The following is a 21,354-nucleotide window of genomic DNA, read 5'->3' as shown; positions in this document are numbered from 1 at the left end:
TCCCACTTTCTAAAATATCTTTGAAAATATCAAAAAATTTAGATCTTGCCGTGACACTGTTTGTATTTCAGACCTGAGCCACATGGACATGGTGCATTACGACTTTCTGGCACTGGTACTGCTTCAGTTTCTGCAAATTTTGCATCAACAATTTCATCAGAACCACTGATACCATCAATATCATCATGTGCGAAGTTCAAACGCATTGCTTCTGCTTGAGCTTGCTGTTGCGCTTCCATTTCAGCCAGTTCTTCTGGTGTTGGAATATGTACACGTGAAATATCTGTCACGACATCAGATTTGATCACACCCAACATATTCACGAATAAATTGAATGCTTCTTTTTTGTATTCTTGCTCAGGGTTCTTCTGCGCATAACCACGTAAATGAATCCCTTGACGTAAATAGTCCATTGCCGCCAAATGATCTTTCCAATGACGATCCAATGAACCCAACATGAAATGACGTTCAAGTGTCACTGCTGTTTCATCGCCCATTTGTGTACGACGATCACGATAACGCGCTACGATTTCATCAGAAATACGTTCAACCAAAGCTTCTTCATCTAAACGACGATCTTCTTCCAACCATTGGTTAACGGGTAAATCTATACCGAAGTCTTCACGCAATGCATTTTCAAGCCCATTAATATCCCATTGATCATGAATCGACTCTGGTGGAATATAGTTTTCAATTAAGCCTTTTGCCACTTCGCGGTGCATTTCTTCAATATAATCTTGAAGTGAACTTTCTTCTAAAATTTCATCACGTTGTGAGTAAATAATCTTACGTTGTTCATTATTTACATCATCGTATTTCAATAAGTTTTTACGAATATCGAAGTTACGTGCTTCAACTTTACGTTGTGCATTTTCAATCGAACGTGACACCATTTTATGTTCAATGGCTTCGTTTTCTTGCAAGCCCATTGCGCGCATCATACCAACCACGCGATCACCTGCGAAAATACGCATCAGGTCATCTTCAAGTGATAAGAAGAAACGTGAAACACCTGGGTCACCTTGACGACCAGAACGACCACGTAACTGGTTGTCGATACGGCGTGATTCATGACGCTCAGAACCAATGATATGTAAACCACCTGAACTTAACACCATTTCATTATTTTGTTCCCATTCAGCTTTAAGACGAGCTTCGTCTTCGGCTGTGTGGTTTTCAATCTTCGCCAATAACGCTTTCCAGTTACCACCAAGCAGAATATCTGTACCACGACCGGCCATGTTGGTTGCAATGGTTACGGCACGTGGCGCACCAGCTTGAGCAATAATATCGGCTTCACGTTCGTGTTGTTTCGCGTTCAAAACCTCATGAGCAATGCCTGCTTCTTTCAATTTATCAGAAAGAATTTCAGACGCTTCAATTGTTGCCGTACCAATCAAAATTGGTGCAACACCTGCTTCATGAATTTTTTGAATTTCTTCAATGATCGCGTTGTATTTACCATTGCGGTTTAAATAAATTAAATCGTTTTGATCAACACGAATCATTGGGCGATGCGTTGGAATCAGTACCACATCCAAACCATAAATTTCTTTCATTTCCGCCGCTTCAGTATCAGCAGTACCTGTCATACCTGAAAGCTTTTTATACAAACGGAAATAGTTTTGGAATGTTGTCGTCGCTAAAGTTTGGTTTTCAGGTTGAACTTCTAAACCTTCTTTTGCTTCAGTCGCTTGGTGCAAACCTTCAGACCAACGACGACCAGGCATGGTACGACCTGTATTTTCATCGACAATGATCACTTCACCATCATGCACGATATAGTGAACATTACGTTGATATAAATAATGCGCACGAATTGCCGCTGAAACGTGATGTACAAGGTTTAAATTTGATGGTGAATATAAACTTTCGCCTTCAGCCAACAAGCCCATTTGAATCAATTCTTGCTCTACAGCTTCATAACCCGCTTCAGTCATTTCAACTTGACGTTGCTTTTCATCAATCCAGAAATGTCCGCCATCAGGGACTTTTTCTTCTTTTTGAGCATGTAGCTTCGGAGGAATGCTATTGATTGCCACATAGAGTTGTGATGAATCATCACTTTGACCAGAAATGATCAATGGAGTACGTGCTTCATCGATTAAAATCGAATCGACCTCATCGATAATCGCATAAACTAAACCACGTTGTTTTTTCTCTGCCATAGAGAAAACCATGTTGTCACGTAGATAGTCAAAACCGAATTCGTTGTTGGTTCCGTATGTAATATCTGATTGATAAGCTTCTGCTTTTTCAATCGGTGATTGCATAGAATAAATCACACCGACAGATAAACCTAAAAACTCATATAAAGGACGGTTTAACTCAGCATCACGCTGTGCCAAATAATCATTGACGGTAATTACATGAACACCTTGTTCACTGATTGCATTGAGATATACAGCCAAAGTACCCATCAGGGTTTTACCTTCACCTGTACGCATCTCTGCAATTTTACCTTCGTGCAAGGTAATACCACCAATGAGCTGTACATCATAATGACGCATTCCCATGACACGTTTTGCAGCTTCACGACACACCGCAAACGCTTCTGGCATTAATTTATCTAGACTTTCGCCTTTCTTATATCTTTCTTTGAATTCTTCAGTTTTTGCAGATAAGTCTGCATCGCTGAGTGCAGATATCGTCGGCTCGAGCGCATTGATCTTTTCGACAATTTTACGCATACGTTTTAGTTCGCGCTCGTTTTTAGTACCGAAGATTCCCCCGATCAGACTTGCCAACATATAAACTCTCTAAATCTTTGTGAAATAAATTTTTCTCAGACGATATTATGGTGGTAGAAATTTGAAGTACAAGGGTTTTGCACAAATCCTATCAAAAAAATCTGACGACCCGTTCTAGCACGTATCAGCTAAGGCGCATTAATGTAGCAAATTTAACCGATATTTACAGCGAGGTCGCGTTCAATTCTATATTTTTTTTCATCTGCACTTTTTTATAGCTATTTTTTTCATAAAGAAATAAAAAAACACTATTTTTAATTATAAAAAAACTACGCAATAGTATTTAGGACGAGCTAAATAACGAACAATTTTTTCAATTTCTAAATGAATATGAGGTTTAAAATGACTTTACGATTAGGTGATATTGCACCCGACTTTGAACAAGACTCAAGCCAAGGCACAATTAAATTCTATGACTATTTAGGAGATCATTGGGGTATTTTATTTTCACACCCTGCTGACTATACGCCAGTATGTACAACAGAACTGGGTTATACCGCCAAACTCAAAGATGAATTTGAACAACGTGGGGTAAAAGCGATTGCGCTTTCAGTCGATGATGTTGAGTCGCACAAAGGTTGGATCAATGACATCAATGAAACGCAAGAAACGACTGTCAACTTTCCAATTTTGGCTGACAAAGATCGTAAAGTTTCTACCTTATATGATTTTATTCATCCAAATGCCAGTGAAACACTCACAGTACGTTCATTGGTGATCATTGATCCAAATAAAAAAGTCCGCTTAATCATTACCTATCCAGCATCTACTGGTCGTAATTTCCATGAAATTTTACGTGTAATCGATTCTTTGCAACTTACTGATAACTATAAAGTTGCAACGCCTGCAAATTGGCAGCAAGGTGAAGATGTTGTGATCGTACCATCCATCAAAGATGAGACTGAACTCAAAGAACGCTTCCCAAAAGGCTATACGGTGGTTAAACCTTATTTACGTTTAACGCCACAGCCGAATAAATAAAACATTTTAAGTATCAAGCAACATTCACTAGATCACAACTTTGTTGTGGTCTTTTTATTATTTTATGCTCAAAAAAATGTACCAAGTGCTATCCCACCAAACTTCATAGAAAATCTAAATGTATAGCCATAAAAAAAGACCCCATCAAGGAGTCTTTTTTATTCAACAATCCATTACGCAGGAATACGTAATACTTGTCCTGGGAAAATATCATCCGCATTTTTTAACAATGGACGGTTTGCTTCAAAAATTTTGTTGTACTGGTTCGCATCACCATAAAACTCTTTTGAAATTTTAGATAAGTTATCGCCTGATTTCACAGTATAGAACTTACTTTCAGGTTCTGGTGTAGCCACTGTCAGTTGATCATCCACTTGTGCAACATGATCAATATTACCTACAGCAAGAATAATTTTCTCTTTATCCGCCTGTGTCTGTACTTGACCAGAAACTGTCGCCAAATCTGTTGCGCCGTTATAACTCACAGACAACCCTGTCACAGGAAGACCTAAAGACTTAATATGTCCTAATAATTTATTAGCAATCTCTTGTGCAGATGGTTCAGCTGGTGTCGCAGGTGCAGCTTGTGGCTCTGCTGGTGCTGTATTCTTTTTACCAATGCCTTTAACAAAATCAAAAAGACCCATTTATATTCTCCGTCTATTTATTAAAACTTGTTGTACTGTGAATGTTGCATTGAATTATGAATATTTCATCGACCGTTTTTAATTGAACGCCGAATATTTCACTGCAACCTTATAAAAATTTAGAACTCTATTTTTATAGCTAAAAAATATACTGAAATGCGTAGTCATTGGTGACAGAAAGGTAACGATATGTAACCAATGTTTTTGATTTTAAACTTTTTTCTGATTTGAATATGATTTCAGACATAAAAAAACCACCGAAACGGTGGTCTTTTCATGTAACACCGAAGTGCTACACCATCAACGTATTAACCAAGTTTCTTAGTTACGTAGTCAATAGCAGATTGAACAGTTGTGATTTCGTTAGAATCTTCATCAGGAATCGTGATGTCGAAGTCATTTTCGAAAGACATAACAAGTTCTACTAGATCTAAAGAGTCAGCGCCCAAATCATCCATGAAAGATGCTTCGTTTTTGATTTCTTCAGCTTTAATACCTAGTTGTTCTGCAACAGCTTGTTTAATGCGTTGTTCGATATCGCTCACAGGAATTCTCCTCATTGCTTGTGGCGGCGTTTAATTGCCTGATAGTTTAATTGAATATTAAGTTTTTTCAAAGTTTATACATCGCATTACGCCATGTATAAACCACCATTTACGTGTAATACTGTGCCTGTAATGTAACTAGCTTTGTCAGAAGCCAAGAAACTTACTGCATTTGCAATATCTTGCGGTTCACCAAAACGATTTAACGCAACTTGATCGCTCATTTTTTTACGAATATCTTCGCTTAACTGCTCAGTCATTTCTGTCGCAATAAAACCAGGCGCGATGCTGTTTACAGTAATCTGACGACTGCCCATTTCTTTTGCAAGGCTACGACTGAATGCTTCGATCCCTGCTTTAGCAGCAGAATAGTTCGCTTGACCTGGGTTAGCAAAGTGAGCCACCACAGAGCTGATATTGATAATGCGACCAAAACGCGCTTTGGTCATACCTTTCAATACACGCTTAGATAAACGGAACACTGCTTTAAGGTGAATATTGAGAATATCATCCCAATCATCTTCCGACATACGCAACAATAAGTTGTCTTTGGTAATGCCTGCATTGTTCACCAATACCAACACTGAACCATATTTTTGTTCAATATCAGATACCAAGGCATCAATTGCAGCACCATCACGTACATCTAATACAGCACCTGCACCATTTTCAGCAAATGCAGTCGAAAGTTTTTCTGCTCCAGCTTCTGAAGTTGCTGTACCTACTACAAAAAAACCGTCTTGAATGAGTTGCTGAGCAATAGCAGCTCCAATCCCTCGACTTGCACCAGTGACTAATGCAACTTTACGTTCCTGTTTCTCGATTATAGTCATGCAATTTTCCCTTCAGCCACTAAAATGGCATTAAGTGCATCTTCCATACGACTTTGCGTATCCAGTGGAAATGCTTTTTCGATTTTTGGTAAGCGTTTAGCAAGATTTGCCAATACATTACCTGGACCACATTCAGCAACATATTGAATTCCTTGGTCTTGAAGGAATTGCATTGTTTGAGTCCATTGTACAGATTGATAGAGTTGTGCAGTCAATGCTTGACGTAATTGCGCAACATCTGTCGCGATTCCTGCGTTGACATTTTGTATTACAGGAATACTTGGTAGCTCAATGGCAGTTTGTTCCAAAGCTTCTGCAAACTGTTCAGCCGCAGGCTTCATCAAAGAACAATGCGATGGGACAGATACTGGTAAGGCAATCGCTTTACCACTATTCTCTTTCGCAGTCGCCATCACCGCTTCAACTAAAGTTTTGTCACCTGCAATAACCACTTGCCCTTGAGCATTGTAGTTTGCAGCCTCAACAGAACCACGACCTTGAACATTGGCTTGTTCGCAAAGTTCTAATACTTTTGCATCGTCTAAACCAAGGATCGCAGCCATTGCACCCTGACCTTGAGGTACTGCTGATTGCATCAATTTGCCACGCAAATTCACTAATTTCACAGCATCTGCCAAAGTCATTGAGTTTGCAGCCACTAAAGCGCTGTATTCACCCAATGAATGACCTGCAAGGTATTTTGGTGCAACACCACCCAAATCCAACCATACGCGCCATAAGGCTATACTTGCAGTCAATAAAACTGGCTGAGTATTTTCAGTTTGGTCTAAACCCTCACCGCTTTGTGCAATGTTCCACAAATCAAAACCAATCGCATCAGAAGCTTCTGCAAAAGTTTCTTTTACACCACTGAACTGTTCAGCAAGTTCAGCGAGCATTCCTACTTTCTGTGAACCTTGACCTGGAAACAAAAATGCAGTTTTTGTTGCTTGAGCTGCTTGTTCGAGTCGTTTGGCAGACATATAAAAAGTCCTTTATGTAATCTTGATCGTTTCCGATGCGGCAATTTTACAGAAAAAAAAATTTAATTTAATTGCGAAATACAACAAAAAAAATGCTTTTGTAAAATCTCAAAACAAAAAAAGGGAGCTTTCGCTCCCAATTTTTCACTAAGCTTTCGCCTAATGCATCACCAATTATTCAGCATCAGCTGCTTTAGCGAATAATTGACGACCACGGTAGAAACCATCTTTAGTCACGTGGTGACGACGGTGAGTTTCACCCGTAGTTTGGTCTACAGTTAATGCATTCTCGGTTAAAGCGTCATGTGAACGGCGCATGTCACGGCGAGAGCGACTTTTACGGTTTTGCTGAACGGCCATGATGGCTCCTTACAAATCGAAAAAATGGATCAGAACAAATTCGGTTGTCTTAACTAAGATTATAACACAAAATTTAGTTAAGTTTACCCTTCAAACTTGCCAAAACTTCAAACGGATTATCCCGTTTTTCTTCGACAATGTCCTGAACGGCTGGTTGATGCTTATGCTCACAAACGTCATGCTTGGGAGATAAAGGCATCAACAATAATAATTCATCTTCTAAAAGTGCAAGTAAATCAACAGTTGCAGGGGTATTAGTTGCATAATCACCCTTTGTTGTCGCTTCACTTTCACCTAGTACGATGAAATCAGCATCCTCATCCAAGCGCTCTATCAGTGACTCATCGTCAATTAAAGCCAAATGGAAGTCAGAAACTAAAGGAATTTCTACAGAATCCAGACAACGCTGACACTCCATAGGTGCTTTTGTCTCTACATGACCATCTAACCAAACGATACGATGATACGCATCCATTGATAGCTTACAGTCTATAGTGATCAATTGATCATCAATTGATCCAACAGCTTCACGGGAAATACGAACAAAGCGAGACAATGGCAGTGTACCTGACCATGTAAAACCTTGTTCAGCCCATTTAAACGGCTCAATCTGTGCCGGAAAGGTATTTGCTGACATAATTAAGGCGGCAATTCTACAAATTCATAGGTACTCTGTCAAAGATTAAGATACAATTTTGTACTTATTTAGACAGATCTTTTGGGTAATACAAGTCATGCATCAGTTGCAGCCGCAACCTGAAGTCACCACTTCATTACAGTTCAACACACATTTAGCTTCAAATTCTGCTCAAAACACCACCCAAGTGCAACGCTTCGCTTGGGAAAATTTACAGACCGAAGTTCAACAGGTCGATTGGCTTATCTTACACTTTAATGATTGGTTTTCCCACTTAAATGTGACGCTTGTTCGTGGTGAGTTTGAACCAGAATATTTCCCAGCGACAACTGAGTCCCCTGCGCGCATCCAATTTGCTCATGGTTTTTTTAATAGTGCGTTACATGAAATCAGCCATTGGACCATTGCAGGAGATAAGCGTCGCCTACTACCAGATCTAGGTTATTGGTATGCGCCAGATGGTCGTACAGCGGAACAACAAGCTTTATTTGAACAAGTTGAAATTAAGCCTCAAGCGATTGAATGGTTATTTTCCAAAGCCTTTGGACGTAAATTTCGTGTATCACTGGATAATTTAACTGGTGACGGTGGTGATGGTTCAACATTCAAAGACAATGTTTATCTACAACTACAAAAGTATTTAAGTGGTGAGGCTAAACTTCCACGCGATGCAAAACATTTTATTGATTGTATTTGCGCAGTAACACGAGGTGGCAAAACATTACAAAGTGATGAATTTCAGCGTGATGCATTAGACTAAAGAATGAAACAGTCAAAACAATGATTGCAACACACCTTATACTCAAGTGATAATTGAATACATAATAAATCAAGGGGGAAATCATTATGTTGCATTTAAGAGTACATCCTGACAATCCTCAACCCCGTTTAATCAGCCAAGCGGTAGAAAGAATCCGCGCGGGTGATGTCGTGGTTTATCCAACTGATGCAGCTTATGCGATTGGCTGTCAGATTGGAAATAAAAGCGCGATGGAACGTATCGCACAAATCCGTGACCTCGGTGCAAAGCATCAATATGCGATTATTTGTGCAGATTTATCTGATATTGCCACGTATGCCAAAGTCGACAATGCTATGTATCGTCTACTGAAAGCCAATACACCTGCTGTCACGACTTATATCTTACCAGCGACCAGTGAAGTACCTCGTCGCTTAATGCATCCGAAGAAAAAAACCATTGGTTTACGTGTTCCTAGTAATCCAGTCTGTCAAATGTTGCTTAAAGAGTTAGGCGAACCGTTATTGACCAGTACCTTAATTCTTCCAGGGCAAGACGCACCAATGGATGACCCTTATGATATTGAACAACTTTTAGAAAAGCGTATTGATGTGTTCATTGATAGTGGTTTAGGTACGCTTACAACGACAAGTATTGTTGATTTATCGGGTGCTAATCCAGAAATTATTCGACGTGGTGTCGGTGATGTCAGCGCTTTTGAGTAAGCACTTCGCACACTATCTATAATAAAACATACACGACAAAGTACACTTTAAACCACTTGGTCGTGTTTTGAGTATCTAATGGTATTGAAATGAATCTATTTACAGTTTTACTCAATATCCATGAGTATTCTGATGAAGACATACTCTATGTCGAACAACCTTGGGCTTTAGAATCAGACGCCATATTAACAACAAAAGAAGATACACAGCCAATCATGTGTGACAACATAAAATATGAATATTTTTTAGAGATTTTTATCATTAAAGAACTTTTTGAAGACTATGAAACTCAAAATGTATGTCTTCAAGATCAATGTTTAAAAGTTATTGAATACGCGCTAAATGATGCTTAACTTAAATTTCAAATCGGCATTTCTATCATTCGCAAGGCTTATTTTTAATTCTCTCTTTCTTAAATTTCTACACTTTAACAATATGAATAATGCAGCAAATTAGGCAAGATCATACAAAATTAATTTGCTGTGTAATCCAATGAAACAATGGCTCTCCCTCCTCACAATCAGTATATTTTCTATAGCATCTGCCCATGCTGATATTTCAACACTCAAACAAAATCTAAAGACACAATATCCTGAAATAGAAGCTAAATCGGTAAATACAACGCCTATCAAAGATATTTATGAAGTCTATATGGGTGGACGTATTGTCTATACCAATCAAGATGCTAAATATTTCTTTGTTGGGAATTTGATTGATCTCAAAGCACAAAAGAACCTGACAGAAGAACGTCAAAGTGCTTTAACTGCGATTGATGTAAAATCCTTACCACTCAATCAAGCAATTAAGCATGTCAAAGGCAAAGGTGAACGTGTCATTTACTTATTCAGCGATCCTGATTGTCCTTACTGTCAACATCTTGAAAAAGACTTGAAAAATATAGATAACCTGACGATCTATTTATTCTTATACCCAATTAAATCATTACATCCAAATGCCGAAAAAATCGCTCAACAAATTTGGTGTTCTAAAGACCAATATCAAGCATGGCAAGACTATTTAATTGATAAAAAACAGCCATCTGTGGTAAAAGTATGTAATACGCCAATCGAGAAAAATATTGCGCTCGCCAAAAAATTAGAGATAGATGGTACGCCAACCTTTTTCTTAAAAGATGGTTCACGTATCTCTGGTGTCCGAGATGCTGAAGAAATTGAATCACTTTTAAAATCAATAAAATAACAAAAGCCAGATTGATTAGGGTCTGTTGACAATTCGTCTATGTTTGCGACTTTGTGTATTTTTTAGCTGATACTAGGCGTGAAATACGAAACTTAGTCATTCTAAGTGAGTAGTTCATAACGAAGTAGCAGCAAAAAATACACTAGTCCCGAAGGGTTGTGGCTAAAATTATCACAAACTTCGTTATGAAATTTAAAAATGGAACCACCATTCTTTTCATTTCATGCCTCGTTCGCTCTATTTTAGCCGACAACGCAAGCCATTTATGAAATGTCAACAGACCCTAAGCGTAGTTAACTTTATTTCTACGCTTAATTATCTTTAAAAATCCTTAATTTCTTGGTATTTATTCCCAATTTATACATAAATACATCAACATACACATTTGCTATATTTACATTTACAAATTTCAAATTAAGATAAAATATGTCTTCAACGATATCCTCTCACGAAAAATGGAATTGTGTTGAAATTAAAACAAGGTATATAGTCACAATGAAAAAAATTCTTTTAGCAACATTACTTAGCATTTCATGTGTTTCTGCGTTTGCAGCAGAAGCACCGCAATCAAATGTAGATCCTGCTTTTGCCAAAGCACAGGAATTGATCCAAGCGAAAAATTACACTGCTGCTTTTCAAGAGTTAGATCGCCTTGGCAAAGCGGGAAATGCTCAAGCCTTATATAACCTTGGTTATCTCACTCAAACTGGACAAGGCACAGCAAAAAATGATGCAAAAGCCCTCAAATATTATCAAGACTCATCAGCAAAAGGCTATCCAGTAGCGAGTTATGTACTCGCGCAAAGTTATGCTGTAGGTCAACTCGGTTTGCCCAAAGATCCTAAAAAAATGCGTGAATTCTTAGAAAAATCATCAAATCAAGGTTTCGATGATGCAACTGTAGAATTGGCGGTACTACTATTTTCAGAAGGTACACCAGCCTCAGACAAACTAGCTTTACAAAAGCTTGATCCACTATTGAAAAAAGACTTTGCTCCAGCCATTCATGCCAAAGCATTGTATGACATCACCGAAGGTGCAAAAAAGAAAAATGCAACGCTCATTAACCAAGGGCTTACTGCAATCCAAAATTTAGCGAAAAAAGGTTATATTCCTGCATTGATGGCTGTAGGTAATATGATGGTGAATGGCAATATCATTGATCAAAATCTACCTGAAGCGAAAAAAATCTTCTCAGAACTTGCAAAGAGTAATGTACCTAAGGCCAAAGAGTCTTTAGAAATCGTAAATAAGCTGATTGCTGAACAAGGGAAGAAACCAGTAGCGAAAGCACCTGCGAAAAAATAAATCAGTTTATACACTTTTCAAAAATACTCTCTACGGAATAATGCCAGACTGTTAAGGTTTTTTAAATCCTCCCCAACCCTCCTTTTTCAAAGGAGGGGGCTTCATTACTAAAAATTATTTTAGTTACAAGAAGTTCCCCTCTTTCTTAAAGATGAGTAGCTAGGCTACGCAAGAGGGGAGATTTTAGAAATTTTTCCAATAATTTTGCTTAACTGATCAGCATTATCTCTACGGAGAGTATTTTTTTAACTCAATCTTCGCTACCACCAAAGACCAATCAGAACACTTACCACAACAAATCCCAAAAGCGTACTCACCATTAACGGTGTTAATGCTTTCTCATTAACCCCATAAACCTGCCCAAATATGCCAAAGATTGACGGCATTGGCAGTGCAGCAATCAATGTTCCTGCATAAATCATTTTTTGTTCTAAATCCGTTAAATAAGTCAGCCCTAAATACACCAAAATTGGCATACAAATATTTTTAGAGACGACAAGATAGACTGTTTGCAAATTAAAAGATTGGATACTCAACCCAACCATTCCCCCACCAATAATGAATAAAGCCAATGGTGATGCGGTTTGACCAATCATTGCAAACACTTGATCGACTAGATGTGGAATTTGGATTTTAAAAATGGCACAACTCATTCCAATCAGAACTGATAAAAAGAGCGGATTTTTAAATAAAGTAATGAATGTCGTTTTTAAAATTGAGAATAAATTGGCTTGCCGTTGTCGCCCTATTTCTGCAAGTGTCAGCATCAATGGAACAAGGAATACACTTTCAATAATCACGATCAAAGAAATATAAACCATGGCTTCATTGCCCATGAGCAGGGTTAAAATCGCCGCACCTAAAAGTCCTGTATTGGACATCGAAGCACCCAACGAATAAACCGAAGCATGGGTAAACGAGTTTTTAAAGAATTTTTGACCAATAAAAAATGACAAACCAAATAATAAAGCCGTGATGCCAATATAAGTAAAGAAATACGAGGGATACCAAATCTCATGCAAATCTTTAGAAGAAAGCGCGTGAAGCAATAAAGCAGGCAAAGCAATTTTGATAACAAAAGCACCTAAAGCCGTAATTTGCTCTTTGCTAATCAATGCAATTTTGACAGAAGTAAAACCAAGAAATAATAAGAAAAATACAGGAAAAATTACCGAAAAAATCATCTAAAGCTTCCTGTAATTTATCAACACAATAAAACTCTATCCTAAAATAGAATGAATCAAAACTTAAATACTTTAAAGGAATAAGTACTTACTCCTTTGCAATAATCAGAGCGCATATCAATTTAAAATTCTTTAAATAAATCTCTTAATCCATGAGGCTGACAGCGTAAATATTGTGGCGCAATGGCGACTTGAACACCTAATTTTGCTGCCGCATGCCATGCCCAACGCGGGTCGTATAAAATTGCTCTTGCCAGTGCGATCGCATCTGCTTGCCCACTTTGCAAAATCTGTTCTGCTTGTTCTGCTTCAGTAATCAACCCAACAGCAATTACTGGAACATTCACTTGCTTTTTAATTTGTTCAGCAAAAGGTACTTGGTAATTTGCCCCAATTTTGATGTCTTGATTTGCATGTAATCCACCAGAAGACACGTGAATATATGCAACATCTAATTGTGCTAAGGCTTTAGAAAGTTCAATACTCGACTCAATATTCCAACCATTTTCATGATCCATCCAATCTGTTGCCGAAATACGCACACCGACTGGATAGTCTTGTGGCACAGCATCTCGTATGGCTTTAAAAACTTCTAACGTTAATTTAATACGATTTTCTAAACAGCCTCCATATTCATCTGTCCGCTGATTGGACAATGGTGACATGAATTGATGCAATAAATAACCATGTGCCGCATGGATTTCTATTAAGGAAAATCCTGCGTCTACTGCGCGAACTGCCGCGGATGCAAAATCTTGAATGATTTTATTTATTTCAGTTTTTGACAATTCATGCGGTGCGATATCCGTTGTATTAAAAGCAACAGGACTTGCTGAAACAGTCTGCCAACCATGTTCATGATTAGGCGAAATTTGCCCTTTACCCAACCAAGGTTTATCGGTTGATGCTTTACGCCCTGCATGTGCAAGCTGTACCGCAAAAGGCATCGGTGAAAGTGTTTTGACTTTATTTAATAGTGTTTTGATTTGATCACGTTGTTGATCATTCCAAAGTCCCACATCAGCATAACTGATCCGCCCTTCCGCTTGCACCGCAGTGGCTTCAATAATACATAAGCCTGCGCCAGACAAAGCATAATTTGCCCATTGTTGCTCATGCCAATAGGTGACTTCACCTTGATCAGTCGCAGAATATTGACACATCGGTGCAATAATAATTTTATTGCAAAGAGAAAGTGATCCGAACTGGATTTGCTCAAACAACTTAGACTGTTTTTTAGGCTGATTTTCTGACATCACTCTTTCCTTATATGCTATAAAATTTGTCGCCTTCAATTAGAACTGTTTAGTTATACTTAGACCAGCACTAAAATTACGACCTTGGGCAGGTTCGAAATATCGTCCATTACCTTCATTTACGATAACCGAACCAACATAATTTTTGTCAAACAAGTTATCTACACGAGCATAAGTATTAAACTTCCAATCCTGTATAACCCTTGCATATCCGATATTAGCACCAACCACAGTATAGTTTGGCGCAGAATCTGAATTGATATCGTTTATATAAATTTTGTCAGAATAGCGTGCATTGATTCCACCATATACACCTTGTTCAGGCTGCCAAGCTAAACTCATAAATGCCTGATTTTTTGCAATACCAGGAATATAATTTCCTGATGGAATTGCACTTACACTAGTACCAATCGCAGGGATATCAGCGTCAAATTTAGCATCAAGATAGCTATAGCTTGCTCGAGCAGTCAGATCACGCCAAAGCTTTTTATTCCATGTTAATTCAGCGCCTTTTCTTTCCGTCTTGTCTGCATTTCGATATGTTGCACGCCCTTCAATACTTTCTGCTGCAACAATATCGTTTTTCGTTTGTATATCAAATACAGCCAAAGTGAAATCACCTAAAGGATTTGAAGACTTTAATCCCACTTCGTAGGTATCACTTGTTGCAGGTTTTAAATCAAATGAATTTGCACTACTCAACCCCGTTGGTGCATATGACATTTCTGTAAATGTAGGTGTTTCAAAGCCTTTAGCATAACTTGCATAAGCCATGAGTTCTGGAATAATTTTCCAACTCAAAGCAGCTGAAGGAAGCAATTTATCGTAATCAGATTTACCACTATTATCTCCATTAGCACCTTGGATGTAGTGGTCTTCAGATTTAAAATGCACATTACTATAACGCAGACCTGCATCTAAACTCACAGATGGCAGAATATTCCATGAAGCCTGTAAATAAGGATCTAAGTTCCAAAGCGTATTATCTTCATCACGGCGTAAATCACCTTTTACACCTAGTTGATCTCCTGAAAAATTATTATAACCTGTTCGATCTTCTGTCATTCCATCGGCAGCTAAACCTAAACTAAAAGTTGTATGTGGTAATAATTCTTTTCCAGTCCAACGAAAATCTGCTCCATAGAAATTACGATCAAAATCAATGACACCACCTGCTTGATACGGTATTGTCGTTTTGGTTTGAGTTATTTTAGGAATCGATTGATATTGTGTCACTGAACGTTGACCAGCATAGACCATTGCATAAAGATCATTATGATCATCCAAAGGTTTATCCCAAGTTACACCTGTTTGCACTTGTTCAATTTCTTTACGTGCATTGTAAAGCGAGACATTACTCACAACTTGTTTAGGATCATCTTTCCATTGATCACGTGTTAAACCACCTGGATCTTGCGCTCCAATTTTAACGTAATTTGTAATCCAATTGATTTTAGACCCATCATCCAAATTCCAAGTGAGTTTGGCATTATTCAAAACTTTATGTGCTGCACTATGGTCACGATAACCATCTGTATCAAAATAGGATGAACTAATGACATACGTAGGTTCATATTGATTTTTTGAACCACCTTGTAAAACTAAGCCAATGTGATTTTTTTGATCGCTACCGCCTGCATAACTTAAAGTGATTGAATCTTTTCCATGTCCTTCTTGGGTTGTACTTAAAATCGTACCACCTGATGAGTTTCCATAAAGTGATGAAAATGGCCCAGATAAAACCTCTAAGTGATCAAGACTCGCCAAGTCAATGTTGGAAGTTTGACCCTGACCATCTGGCATGGTCGCAGGGATACCATCGACATATAAACGAATACCACGCACGCCAAAAGTTGAACGTGCGCCAAAACCTCGCATAGAGATCTGTAAATCTTGCGCGTAATTTTCACGATTATTAATTTGTAAACTTGGAATACCTTTGACAACTTCTGTCAAATTTACATCAATATTATTCTGATTGATCGGAGCATCGACACGAAATACAGAAGCAGGCGTATCAATAAGCGTGGTATCTGTTCGTGTTGCTTCGACTTTTATGGTGGGTAATTGCTGAGTGGAAACCTGAGTTTCCTCTTCAGCATACAAATTTTGTGCAATGCATGCCGTTAAGCAAAGTAGTGTTGTTTTAAAATTTAAATATTTCACACTTTGCATAACGGTTTCCTCGGGAGCTTGTAGAAAATAACTCTAGATAATAATTTTAGAAAATAACTTTAGACCCCAAACCAATAACAAAGGCATTGTCTACTTGATTCGTCGCACCTGGATGCACCACATACTGTATCAAAGGGCGAAGCATGAACCATTTGGTTGGGTAATATGAGTAGTTCAGCTCAATATTATACTCTGCATCTTCATTTAACTGTCTTGAATTTGTGCCAAGGCGGTTATTATTCACATAACTGACATAACGATCGTTTAAATGCACACGATTGACCGCTAAACCTAAAATATCATTGGAACGACCTTCTAATAATCCATAATATTTTAGCCCTAACTGTTGTGAGTCATTGACAGCTGTTGTGGTGCGATCGTGCAACGTAAAATTACCAAAGCTATGTAAACCGCGTTTACCCTCACCCGTCGAAGTCAATTGCTGTTCAAATGCAATCCATCCACCATAGCTACGATCTTCGCCTTTTGTTCCTGCTTTATGAGCAATATCGTACTGATTTTTCGCATCATCTGCTGTGTTGTAAAGCGTACCAAAGCGATAACTACCAGGAAGATTATTCAACCCTTGTTTTGGCGACCATACAACTTCTGACAGAATATTCACACCATCGGCATGATCTGTATCAAGATTCCACCCTTGACGCTCCAAAGCATTTTCAGGGTTATATTCAAATACCCCCACTTGGGCAAATAATTCAGGATTGAACTGATATTTCACACGACCGCCCCATTGTGAAACTGGTGTGTTATACCAAAGCTTGCCTTGCCATTTCCCCATTTGCGCTGCACAAAAAGCATTGCCTTGGAAATCACATGCCATGGTATTAAATTCGGTCCCTAAGCCCATACGCCCCAAACGGACATCCCAACCCGAATCAAATTTTTTATCAATATACAATTCACTCAAACGGCTACCAGAGTTACCACGCCCCCAGTTGGCTTGAGAATTTGCCCACTGTGGAGCATCAGGTGCTTGAATCCCGCGTAAAGACGTACTTTCACCTTGACGCGCAGTCACCAATGCACGAATCGTCACACCGCTCCAGCCTGCGAGCTTTGTCATATCTAAGGTTGTGCCTAAGCCAAATTGCGTCGCAAATGTTGGCGACTGGTGTGCATCATAACCACCATCGGCAAGATACGAGCTATCCATTGCAATCGTACCATCGAACTTGACCCCTTTATCAGCCAGTTCAGTACGCGTACCACCCCAGTCACCGGTCATGGTTGAGCCATTTAAATCAAAAGCATCTTCTGCAAATGAAACCGAAGACATCATGGTACAAATCGAGATTGCCAATAATGAATGCGCAATTTTTTTCATGGGAAAGCCTAGTGTGAAGCAAAACAAAAATAGTGAGTTAATCAATATGAAAACTTCGAAATTTCAAAGACCTAAATTTCAAATATTTAATTGAAAAATCAACTTATAAAAAAACAAAATTCCTCTACTTAATTGACCTTTTAAGTCAATAAAGAGAAATTGTTCACTAGAAATTTACACATTTTTTTACATATAACTATCAGATAATTTTTATTAGTTTCATAACTTCTCGTTATAAGTTAACTTTGTTTTAAATAACAGATGTTTATTTCTAAATAATAAATCTGCACTTAGACCAATGTAGAAAAAGGCAACAAGTAAATACTGTGCTTTATCCCACTGTGATTCTTGCTTACAATAGCCCACTCCCCAATCAGAAATGCTGAGCAATGCCTGAATTACCAGAAGTTGAAACCACCAAAACCAGCTTACTGCCCCTACTTGATCAAAAAGTGATGCAGGTACAAGTTCGCGAATCTCGTTTACGTTGGCCAATTCCTGAAGATATTCAGCAACTTCAAGGGCAAAAATTAACCAGCCTGAGCCGTCGTTCAAAATACATCTTGGCAGAGTTTGAACGTCACACCATGCTATGGCATCTAGGTATGTCTGGTAGCTTTAGAATCTGTAATCCAGAGGATGAACTGAGAAAGCATGATCATTTGATCATTCAATTTGAAGACTGTGAGCTACGCTATCACGATCCTCGTCGTTTTGGTTGCATCATTTGGCTGAATCAAGAAAGCCGAACCAAACTGATTGATACACTTGGTCCTGAACCACTAAGTGATGCTTTTAATGCTGAATATCTTGCTTCAAAGTTTAAAAATAAAAATGTCGGTGCAAAAGTTGCGATTATGGACAACCATATCGTCGTGGGAGTCGGCAATATTTATGCCACTGAAAGCTTGTTTAACCTCGGTATTCATCCTGCTCAACCTGCTTCTAGTCTAAGTGTCGATCAGATTAAAAAACTCGTCATCGAAGTAAAACGCATTTTAAAACAAGCGATTGATTTGGGCGGTTCAACGTTAAGAGACTACAGCAATGCTATGGGGGAAAATGGTTATTTCCAACAAACTCTTTTGGCTTATGGTCGTGCAGGTGAAATGTGCGTGAATTGCGAAACCACCTTGGAAAACTTAAAGCTTGGTCAAAGAGCCAGTGTTTTTTGTCCACAATGTCAGCCACTCAAAAAAGTTAAAATGATCGCAAAGAAAGTATCTAAAGGAAATAAAGCATGAAGTCTGCTATCGTTCGTCACATTTTAGTGAAAGATAAAGAACTCTGTGAACAACTGAAAAAGAAAATTAAAGCAGGTGCTGATTTTACCAAAATTGCCAAACAACACTCGACTTGTCCATCTGCTAAAAAAGGTGGTGAACTCGGTGATGTTAAAAAAGGACAATTGGTGGCACCGATTGATAAAGCAGTTTTTACATTAGCTGAGTGTGAATTGCATGGACCAATTAAAAGTCAGTTCGGTTGGCACTTACTCGAAATTAAATTTCGGATGGATTTTTAATCCAAGCTTTCACATTCTGCTTGAGAGGTAGAAATAAGATCGCCTTGTTGTGCGATCTGCGCATTCGACTCACCTTCAAATTGGTAAACACTTAGCCATGCTGTTGTAAATGGTGTCTTTGATTGATCTATATAACCACTTAGACCCTTTCCATTTCCTTGCATGATACAGATGGGTTGGTTTTGATGTAATTTTTGAAGCGTTGGGGTCGAAATTCTAATCTGTTGTTCCACAGCTGTTTCAGGATCATCATTTTCTGCTAGTTGTTTACGAATATTTTCTGCAAACTCTACTTTCAAATGTAAAGGCTGCTCTAAGACCAGCGCTTTCATTTCATCAGGAAGATTCTTAAAATTTGGTGCAAGCTCTTCCTCGCCTTTATACGCCTTATAATCTTTGATATTACAATGAATTCTCTTAAAAAAGGATTGCTCCAACCCCATCGTGTTAGACCATGAAATTGAATTAGCAACATCCTCAATGTCTTGAATTAAAAACGATGCTGTTGGGCTATTTAAATAATATAATTTCTCAAAATTATCTGAAGATCTTCGCTGAGGAGCTGAGTTTTCCGCGTGCTCTGTTTTAAAATTAATCCAATTTTTATTTTGAATATAATCTCCAGAATGAGAAGAAACATCCGTTACTTTTGAATTTGGAAGATAACGTCGATCTGTAAAACGTAAAATTTCAAAATTATGATTCTTCAAACCAATGAATGTATAAACGCCCAATGCTTGATTGCTAAAATATATACCTTCTTTCTCGTGATCTATATCATAGCCCTCACATAATGATTGTACTTTAGCTCGAATAGATGGACTAAATTCATTGAGAAAACTTTCATCTACTTTTGCTTTAGACTGACAACCTGCCAGTAAAAAGCATGTAAAAGTAAATAATGGTAGACGCATTTTCATCAATTTATATTGCCTTATTTTCTAAATTTTCTTTCTGAATTTTAAAATCATGAATAAATTTTGCATATTCATCAATATAAGGTCTAAACATTTCAGCGCGTGTTGTGAAGTAAAAAACTTCCTTGCCATTTCTCACAATATTTTCAGGTGACTTACCATTACAATAGCCATTGGCTGAATGCACCGCAGATGCAATGATTTGAAAGTTTTGCTCCGCAATTTGTTCATTTTCAAAACCAAAAACCAAAAGCACGAAGTCTGGACGTACCTTTCTATCTTCACCTACTTTTTCATTACTCACCGCAGTATAAGAACGTATGCCTTGTCCTTTGACTTGAATAATTTTATTTAAACTACAGTCATTTTCTGACCATGATGTACCACTGTCTTTTTCAATAAACTCAAAATTGGCTTTTAATAATCGAGTCTGCAATGCCAACATTAATGCATCATTTTCATCAATTGTATCTGTCTCAATCGTAATGTAGGTGGTATTTTCATTCGGCATCTCTTTAAAAGTTAAGCCTGTTTCAACTGTTTTTTGTTCTTCTTTTTTTGATTTTTCAATATCGGCTGACGAATGATCAGAACAAGCATATAAACTTATAACTACAGTCATGATCCATATACTTTTGTTCATCAAACTCATCATCCTTAACTCAATTTTCCATAAAAAAACGGTACTTGATTGCACCGTTTTATTCAACTGAATTCGAATTATTTTTAAGTATAAGCCACCTAAAATAACCGCTTTGAGTCAATTAACCCTGAGGGCGATTTTTTAATTGATCACGAATTTCACGTAATAATTCAATATCTTCTGGTGTAGCTGCAGGCGCTTCTTCTGCAGGCTTACGGATTTTATTCAAGAATTTAACCAATAAGAAAACGACCCAAGCCAAAATCAGGAAGTTTAAGAAAATAGTAATAAAGTTACCATAAGTTAAAACGTTTACACCTGCTTTAGTCAATTCATCTAAAGAAGTCAGATTGTTTGGATTAGCACCTAATACGAAAAATTTTTGTGTGAAATCTACACCACCACCAGTAATCACAGTGATTAGTGGCATGATAATGTCTTTTACTAATGAATCAATAATTTTACCAAATGCACCACCGATGATTACACCGATCGCCATATCCATCATATTGCCTTTGACAGCAAACTCTTTAAATTCAGCAATAACACCCATTTGTATCTCCACGCGCCTTGTGCGTATTTTTATGTGACGAAGTATACA

22 protein-coding genes are annotated in these 21,354 nt (G+C 37.9%); 8 read left to right on the top strand and 14 right to left on the bottom strand.

Annotated features, from left to right (window positions below; genetic code table 11):
* Positions 1–38: 38 nt before the first annotated feature.
* Positions 39–2,750 (bottom strand): preprotein translocase subunit SecA, encoded by a 2,712-nt coding sequence (secA, locus tag BEN71_RS04300; RefSeq protein WP_068972926.1) that lies wholly within the window; start codon positions 2,748–2,750, stop codon positions 39–41.
* Positions 2,751–3,092: 342 nt separating this feature from the next.
* On the opposite strand from secA, the gene BEN71_RS04295 reads away from it, so the two are divergent.
* A complete protein-coding gene (locus BEN71_RS04295; RefSeq protein ID WP_068972925.1) occupies positions 3,093–3,731 on the top strand; it encodes a peroxiredoxin in 639 nt (212 codons plus the stop codon).
* A 173-nt stretch (positions 3,732–3,904) separates the two neighbouring features.
* On the opposite strand, the gene lysM is transcribed toward BEN71_RS04295, so the two are convergent.
* The 6 genes from lysM to BEN71_RS04265 all read right to left on the bottom strand — a co-directional run bounded on the left by lysM (position 3,905) and on the right by BEN71_RS04265 (position 7,736).
* Positions 3,905–4,378, bottom strand: coding sequence for a peptidoglycan-binding protein LysM (gene lysM, locus BEN71_RS04290; RefSeq protein ID WP_068972924.1), 474 nt, complete (start codon positions 4,376–4,378; stop codon positions 3,905–3,907).
* Between the two features lie 308 nt (positions 4,379–4,686).
* The gene (gene acpP / locus BEN71_RS04285) at positions 4,687–4,923 is read right to left on the bottom strand and encodes an acyl carrier protein (RefSeq protein ID WP_004723957.1); all 237 of its coding nucleotides are present in this window, start codon (positions 4,921–4,923) and stop codon (positions 4,687–4,689) included.
* Between the two features lie 86 nt (positions 4,924–5,009).
* Positions 5,010–5,756, bottom strand: a complete 747-nt coding sequence (gene fabG, locus BEN71_RS04280) for a 3-oxoacyl-ACP reductase FabG (RefSeq protein WP_068972923.1) — start codon at positions 5,754–5,756, stop codon at positions 5,010–5,012.
* Complete coding sequence (fabD, locus tag BEN71_RS04275) at positions 5,753–6,739, bottom strand: ACP S-malonyltransferase (RefSeq protein WP_068972922.1); 987 nt, start codon at positions 6,737–6,739, stop codon at positions 5,753–5,755. The genes fabG and fabD overlap by 4 nt, the downstream gene beginning before the upstream one ends.
* A 174-nt stretch (positions 6,740–6,913) precedes the next feature.
* Entirely contained in the window at positions 6,914–7,099 is a 186-nt protein-coding gene (rpmF, locus tag BEN71_RS04270) for a 50S ribosomal protein L32 (RefSeq protein WP_004723964.1), read from the bottom strand.
* A gap of 73 nt (positions 7,100–7,172) precedes the next feature.
* Positions 7,173–7,736, bottom strand: coding sequence for a YceD family protein (locus BEN71_RS04265; protein WP_068972921.1), 564 nt, complete (start codon positions 7,734–7,736; stop codon positions 7,173–7,175).
* Positions 7,737–7,833: 97 nt separating this feature from the next.
* Here BEN71_RS04265 and BEN71_RS04260 point away from each other — a divergent pair, with 97 nt between their 5' ends.
* From BEN71_RS04260 to BEN71_RS04240, 5 genes are all read left to right on the top strand, one after another.
* Entirely contained in the window at positions 7,834–8,496 is a 663-nt protein-coding gene (locus BEN71_RS04260; protein ID WP_068972920.1) for an elongation factor P hydroxylase, read from the top strand.
* Between the two features lie 86 nt (positions 8,497–8,582).
* Positions 8,583–9,200, top strand: coding sequence for an L-threonylcarbamoyladenylate synthase (locus BEN71_RS04255; RefSeq protein ID WP_068972919.1), 618 nt, complete (start codon positions 8,583–8,585; stop codon positions 9,198–9,200).
* 89 nt (positions 9,201–9,289) lie between these two features.
* Complete coding sequence (locus BEN71_RS04250) at positions 9,290–9,553, top strand: hypothetical protein (RefSeq protein WP_068972918.1); 264 nt, start codon at positions 9,290–9,292, stop codon at positions 9,551–9,553.
* A 139-nt stretch (positions 9,554–9,692) separates the two neighbouring features.
* Complete coding sequence (locus BEN71_RS04245) at positions 9,693–10,400, top strand: DsbC family protein (protein WP_068972917.1); 708 nt, start codon at positions 9,693–9,695, stop codon at positions 10,398–10,400.
* A 495-nt stretch (positions 10,401–10,895) separates the two neighbouring features.
* Positions 10,896–11,708: a tetratricopeptide repeat protein gene (locus BEN71_RS04240; RefSeq protein ID WP_068972916.1), complete on the top strand. Its 813-nt coding sequence runs from the start codon at positions 10,896–10,898 to the stop codon at positions 11,706–11,708.
* 260 nt (positions 11,709–11,968) lie between these two features.
* On the opposite strand, the gene BEN71_RS04235 is transcribed toward BEN71_RS04240, so the two are convergent.
* From BEN71_RS04235 to BEN71_RS04220, 4 genes are all read right to left on the bottom strand, one after another.
* The gene (locus tag BEN71_RS04235) at positions 11,969–12,892 is read right to left on the bottom strand and encodes an AEC family transporter (RefSeq protein ID WP_068972915.1); all 924 of its coding nucleotides are present in this window, start codon (positions 12,890–12,892) and stop codon (positions 11,969–11,971) included.
* A gap of 122 nt (positions 12,893–13,014) precedes the next feature.
* A complete protein-coding gene (locus BEN71_RS04230; protein WP_068972914.1) occupies positions 13,015–14,148 on the bottom strand; it encodes an NADH:flavin oxidoreductase/NADH oxidase in 1,134 nt (377 codons plus the stop codon).
* Positions 14,149–14,187: 39 nt separating this feature from the next.
* Positions 14,188–16,323, bottom strand: a complete 2,136-nt coding sequence (locus BEN71_RS04225; protein ID WP_068972913.1) for a TonB-dependent receptor — start codon at positions 16,321–16,323, stop codon at positions 14,188–14,190.
* Positions 16,324–16,369: 46 nt separating this feature from the next.
* Complete coding sequence (locus tag BEN71_RS04220; protein WP_068972912.1) at positions 16,370–17,668, bottom strand: carbohydrate porin; 1,299 nt, start codon at positions 17,666–17,668, stop codon at positions 16,370–16,372.
* Between the two features lie 389 nt (positions 17,669–18,057).
* On the opposite strand from BEN71_RS04220, the gene mutM reads away from it, so the two are divergent.
* Both mutM and BEN71_RS04210 read left to right on the top strand, forming a co-directional pair.
* Complete coding sequence (gene mutM, locus BEN71_RS04215; RefSeq protein WP_068972911.1) at positions 18,058–18,912, top strand: bifunctional DNA-formamidopyrimidine glycosylase/DNA-(apurinic or apyrimidinic site) lyase; 855 nt, start codon at positions 18,058–18,060, stop codon at positions 18,910–18,912.
* Positions 18,909–19,193, top strand: coding sequence for a peptidylprolyl isomerase (locus tag BEN71_RS04210; protein WP_068972910.1), 285 nt, complete (start codon positions 18,909–18,911; stop codon positions 19,191–19,193). Before mutM ends, BEN71_RS04210 begins: the two co-directional genes overlap by 4 nt.
* Here the strand turns inward: BEN71_RS04210 and BEN71_RS04205 are convergent.
* From BEN71_RS04205 to mscL, 3 genes are all read right to left on the bottom strand, one after another.
* Positions 19,190–20,113 carry a hypothetical protein gene (locus BEN71_RS04205; protein WP_227542652.1) on the bottom strand — a complete coding sequence of 308 codons (924 nt, stop codon included), beginning with the start codon at positions 20,111–20,113 and terminating at the stop codon, positions 19,190–19,192. The two genes, BEN71_RS04210 and BEN71_RS04205, sit on opposite strands and share 4 nt — an antisense overlap.
* 4 nt (positions 20,114–20,117) lie before the next feature.
* On the bottom strand, positions 20,118–20,732 hold the full coding sequence (locus tag BEN71_RS04200) for a hypothetical protein (RefSeq protein ID WP_227542651.1): 615 nt from the start codon (positions 20,730–20,732) through the stop codon (positions 20,118–20,120).
* A 142-nt stretch (positions 20,733–20,874) separates the two neighbouring features.
* Positions 20,875–21,306, bottom strand: a complete 432-nt coding sequence (gene mscL / locus BEN71_RS04195) for a large conductance mechanosensitive channel protein MscL (RefSeq protein WP_068972909.1) — start codon at positions 21,304–21,306, stop codon at positions 20,875–20,877.
* Between the last annotated feature and the right edge of the window lie 48 nt (positions 21,307–21,354).

The organism is Acinetobacter wuhouensis (assembly GCF_001696605.3).
In the GTDB taxonomy this organism is placed as follows: domain Bacteria; phylum Pseudomonadota; class Gammaproteobacteria; order Pseudomonadales; family Moraxellaceae; genus Acinetobacter; species Acinetobacter wuhouensis.
The sequence above is the reverse complement of the archived record's forward strand: the minus strand, read 5'-3'. Positions and strand labels throughout refer to the sequence as shown.

Bases quoted from the DNA above. Each gene is read 5' to 3' on its own strand.
- BEN71_RS04240 (WP_068972916.1), top strand. From the start codon at position 10,896: ATGAAAAAAATTCTTTTAGCAACATTACTTAGCATTTCATGTGTTTCT.
- BEN71_RS04200 (WP_227542651.1), bottom strand. From the start codon at position 20,732: ATGACTGTAGTTATAAGTTTATATGCTTGTTCTGATCATTCGTCAGCC.
- lysM (WP_068972924.1), bottom strand. From the start codon at position 4,378: ATGGGTCTTTTTGATTTTGTTAAAGGCATTGGTAAAAAGAATACAGCA.
- fabG (WP_068972923.1), bottom strand. From the start codon at position 5,756: ATGACTATAATCGAGAAACAGGAACGTAAAGTTGCATTAGTCACTGGT.
- BEN71_RS04245 (WP_068972917.1), top strand. From the start codon at position 9,693: ATGAAACAATGGCTCTCCCTCCTCACAATCAGTATATTTTCTATAGCA.
- BEN71_RS04265 (WP_068972921.1), bottom strand. From the start codon at position 7,736: ATGTCAGCAAATACCTTTCCGGCACAGATTGAGCCGTTTAAATGGGCT.
- rpmF (WP_004723964.1), bottom strand. From the start codon at position 7,099: ATGGCCGTTCAGCAAAACCGTAAAAGTCGCTCTCGCCGTGACATGCGC.
- BEN71_RS04220 (WP_068972912.1), bottom strand. From the start codon at position 17,668: ATGAAAAAAATTGCGCATTCATTATTGGCAATCTCGATTTGTACCATG.
- mutM (WP_068972911.1), top strand. From the start codon at position 18,058: ATGCCTGAATTACCAGAAGTTGAAACCACCAAAACCAGCTTACTGCCC.
- secA (WP_068972926.1), bottom strand. From the start codon at position 2,750: ATGTTGGCAAGTCTGATCGGGGGAATCTTCGGTACTAAAAACGAGCGC.
- BEN71_RS04250 (WP_068972918.1), top strand. From the start codon at position 9,290: ATGAATCTATTTACAGTTTTACTCAATATCCATGAGTATTCTGATGAA.
- BEN71_RS04235 (WP_068972915.1), bottom strand. From the start codon at position 12,892: ATGATTTTTTCGGTAATTTTTCCTGTATTTTTCTTATTATTTCTTGGT.
- BEN71_RS04255 (WP_068972919.1), top strand. From the start codon at position 8,583: ATGTTGCATTTAAGAGTACATCCTGACAATCCTCAACCCCGTTTAATC.
- BEN71_RS04205 (WP_227542652.1), bottom strand. From the start codon at position 20,113: ATGAAAATGCGTCTACCATTATTTACTTTTACATGCTTTTTACTGGCA.
- BEN71_RS04225 (WP_068972913.1), bottom strand. From the start codon at position 16,323: ATGCAAAGTGTGAAATATTTAAATTTTAAAACAACACTACTTTGCTTA.
- BEN71_RS04260 (WP_068972920.1), top strand. From the start codon at position 7,834: ATGCATCAGTTGCAGCCGCAACCTGAAGTCACCACTTCATTACAGTTC.
- BEN71_RS04230 (WP_068972914.1), bottom strand. From the start codon at position 14,148: ATGTCAGAAAATCAGCCTAAAAAACAGTCTAAGTTGTTTGAGCAAATC.
- BEN71_RS04295 (WP_068972925.1), top strand. From the start codon at position 3,093: ATGACTTTACGATTAGGTGATATTGCACCCGACTTTGAACAAGACTCA.
- mscL (WP_068972909.1), bottom strand. From the start codon at position 21,306: ATGGGTGTTATTGCTGAATTTAAAGAGTTTGCTGTCAAAGGCAATATG.
- BEN71_RS04210 (WP_068972910.1), top strand. From the start codon at position 18,909: ATGAAGTCTGCTATCGTTCGTCACATTTTAGTGAAAGATAAAGAACTC.
- fabD (WP_068972922.1), bottom strand. From the start codon at position 6,739: ATGTCTGCCAAACGACTCGAACAAGCAGCTCAAGCAACAAAAACTGCA.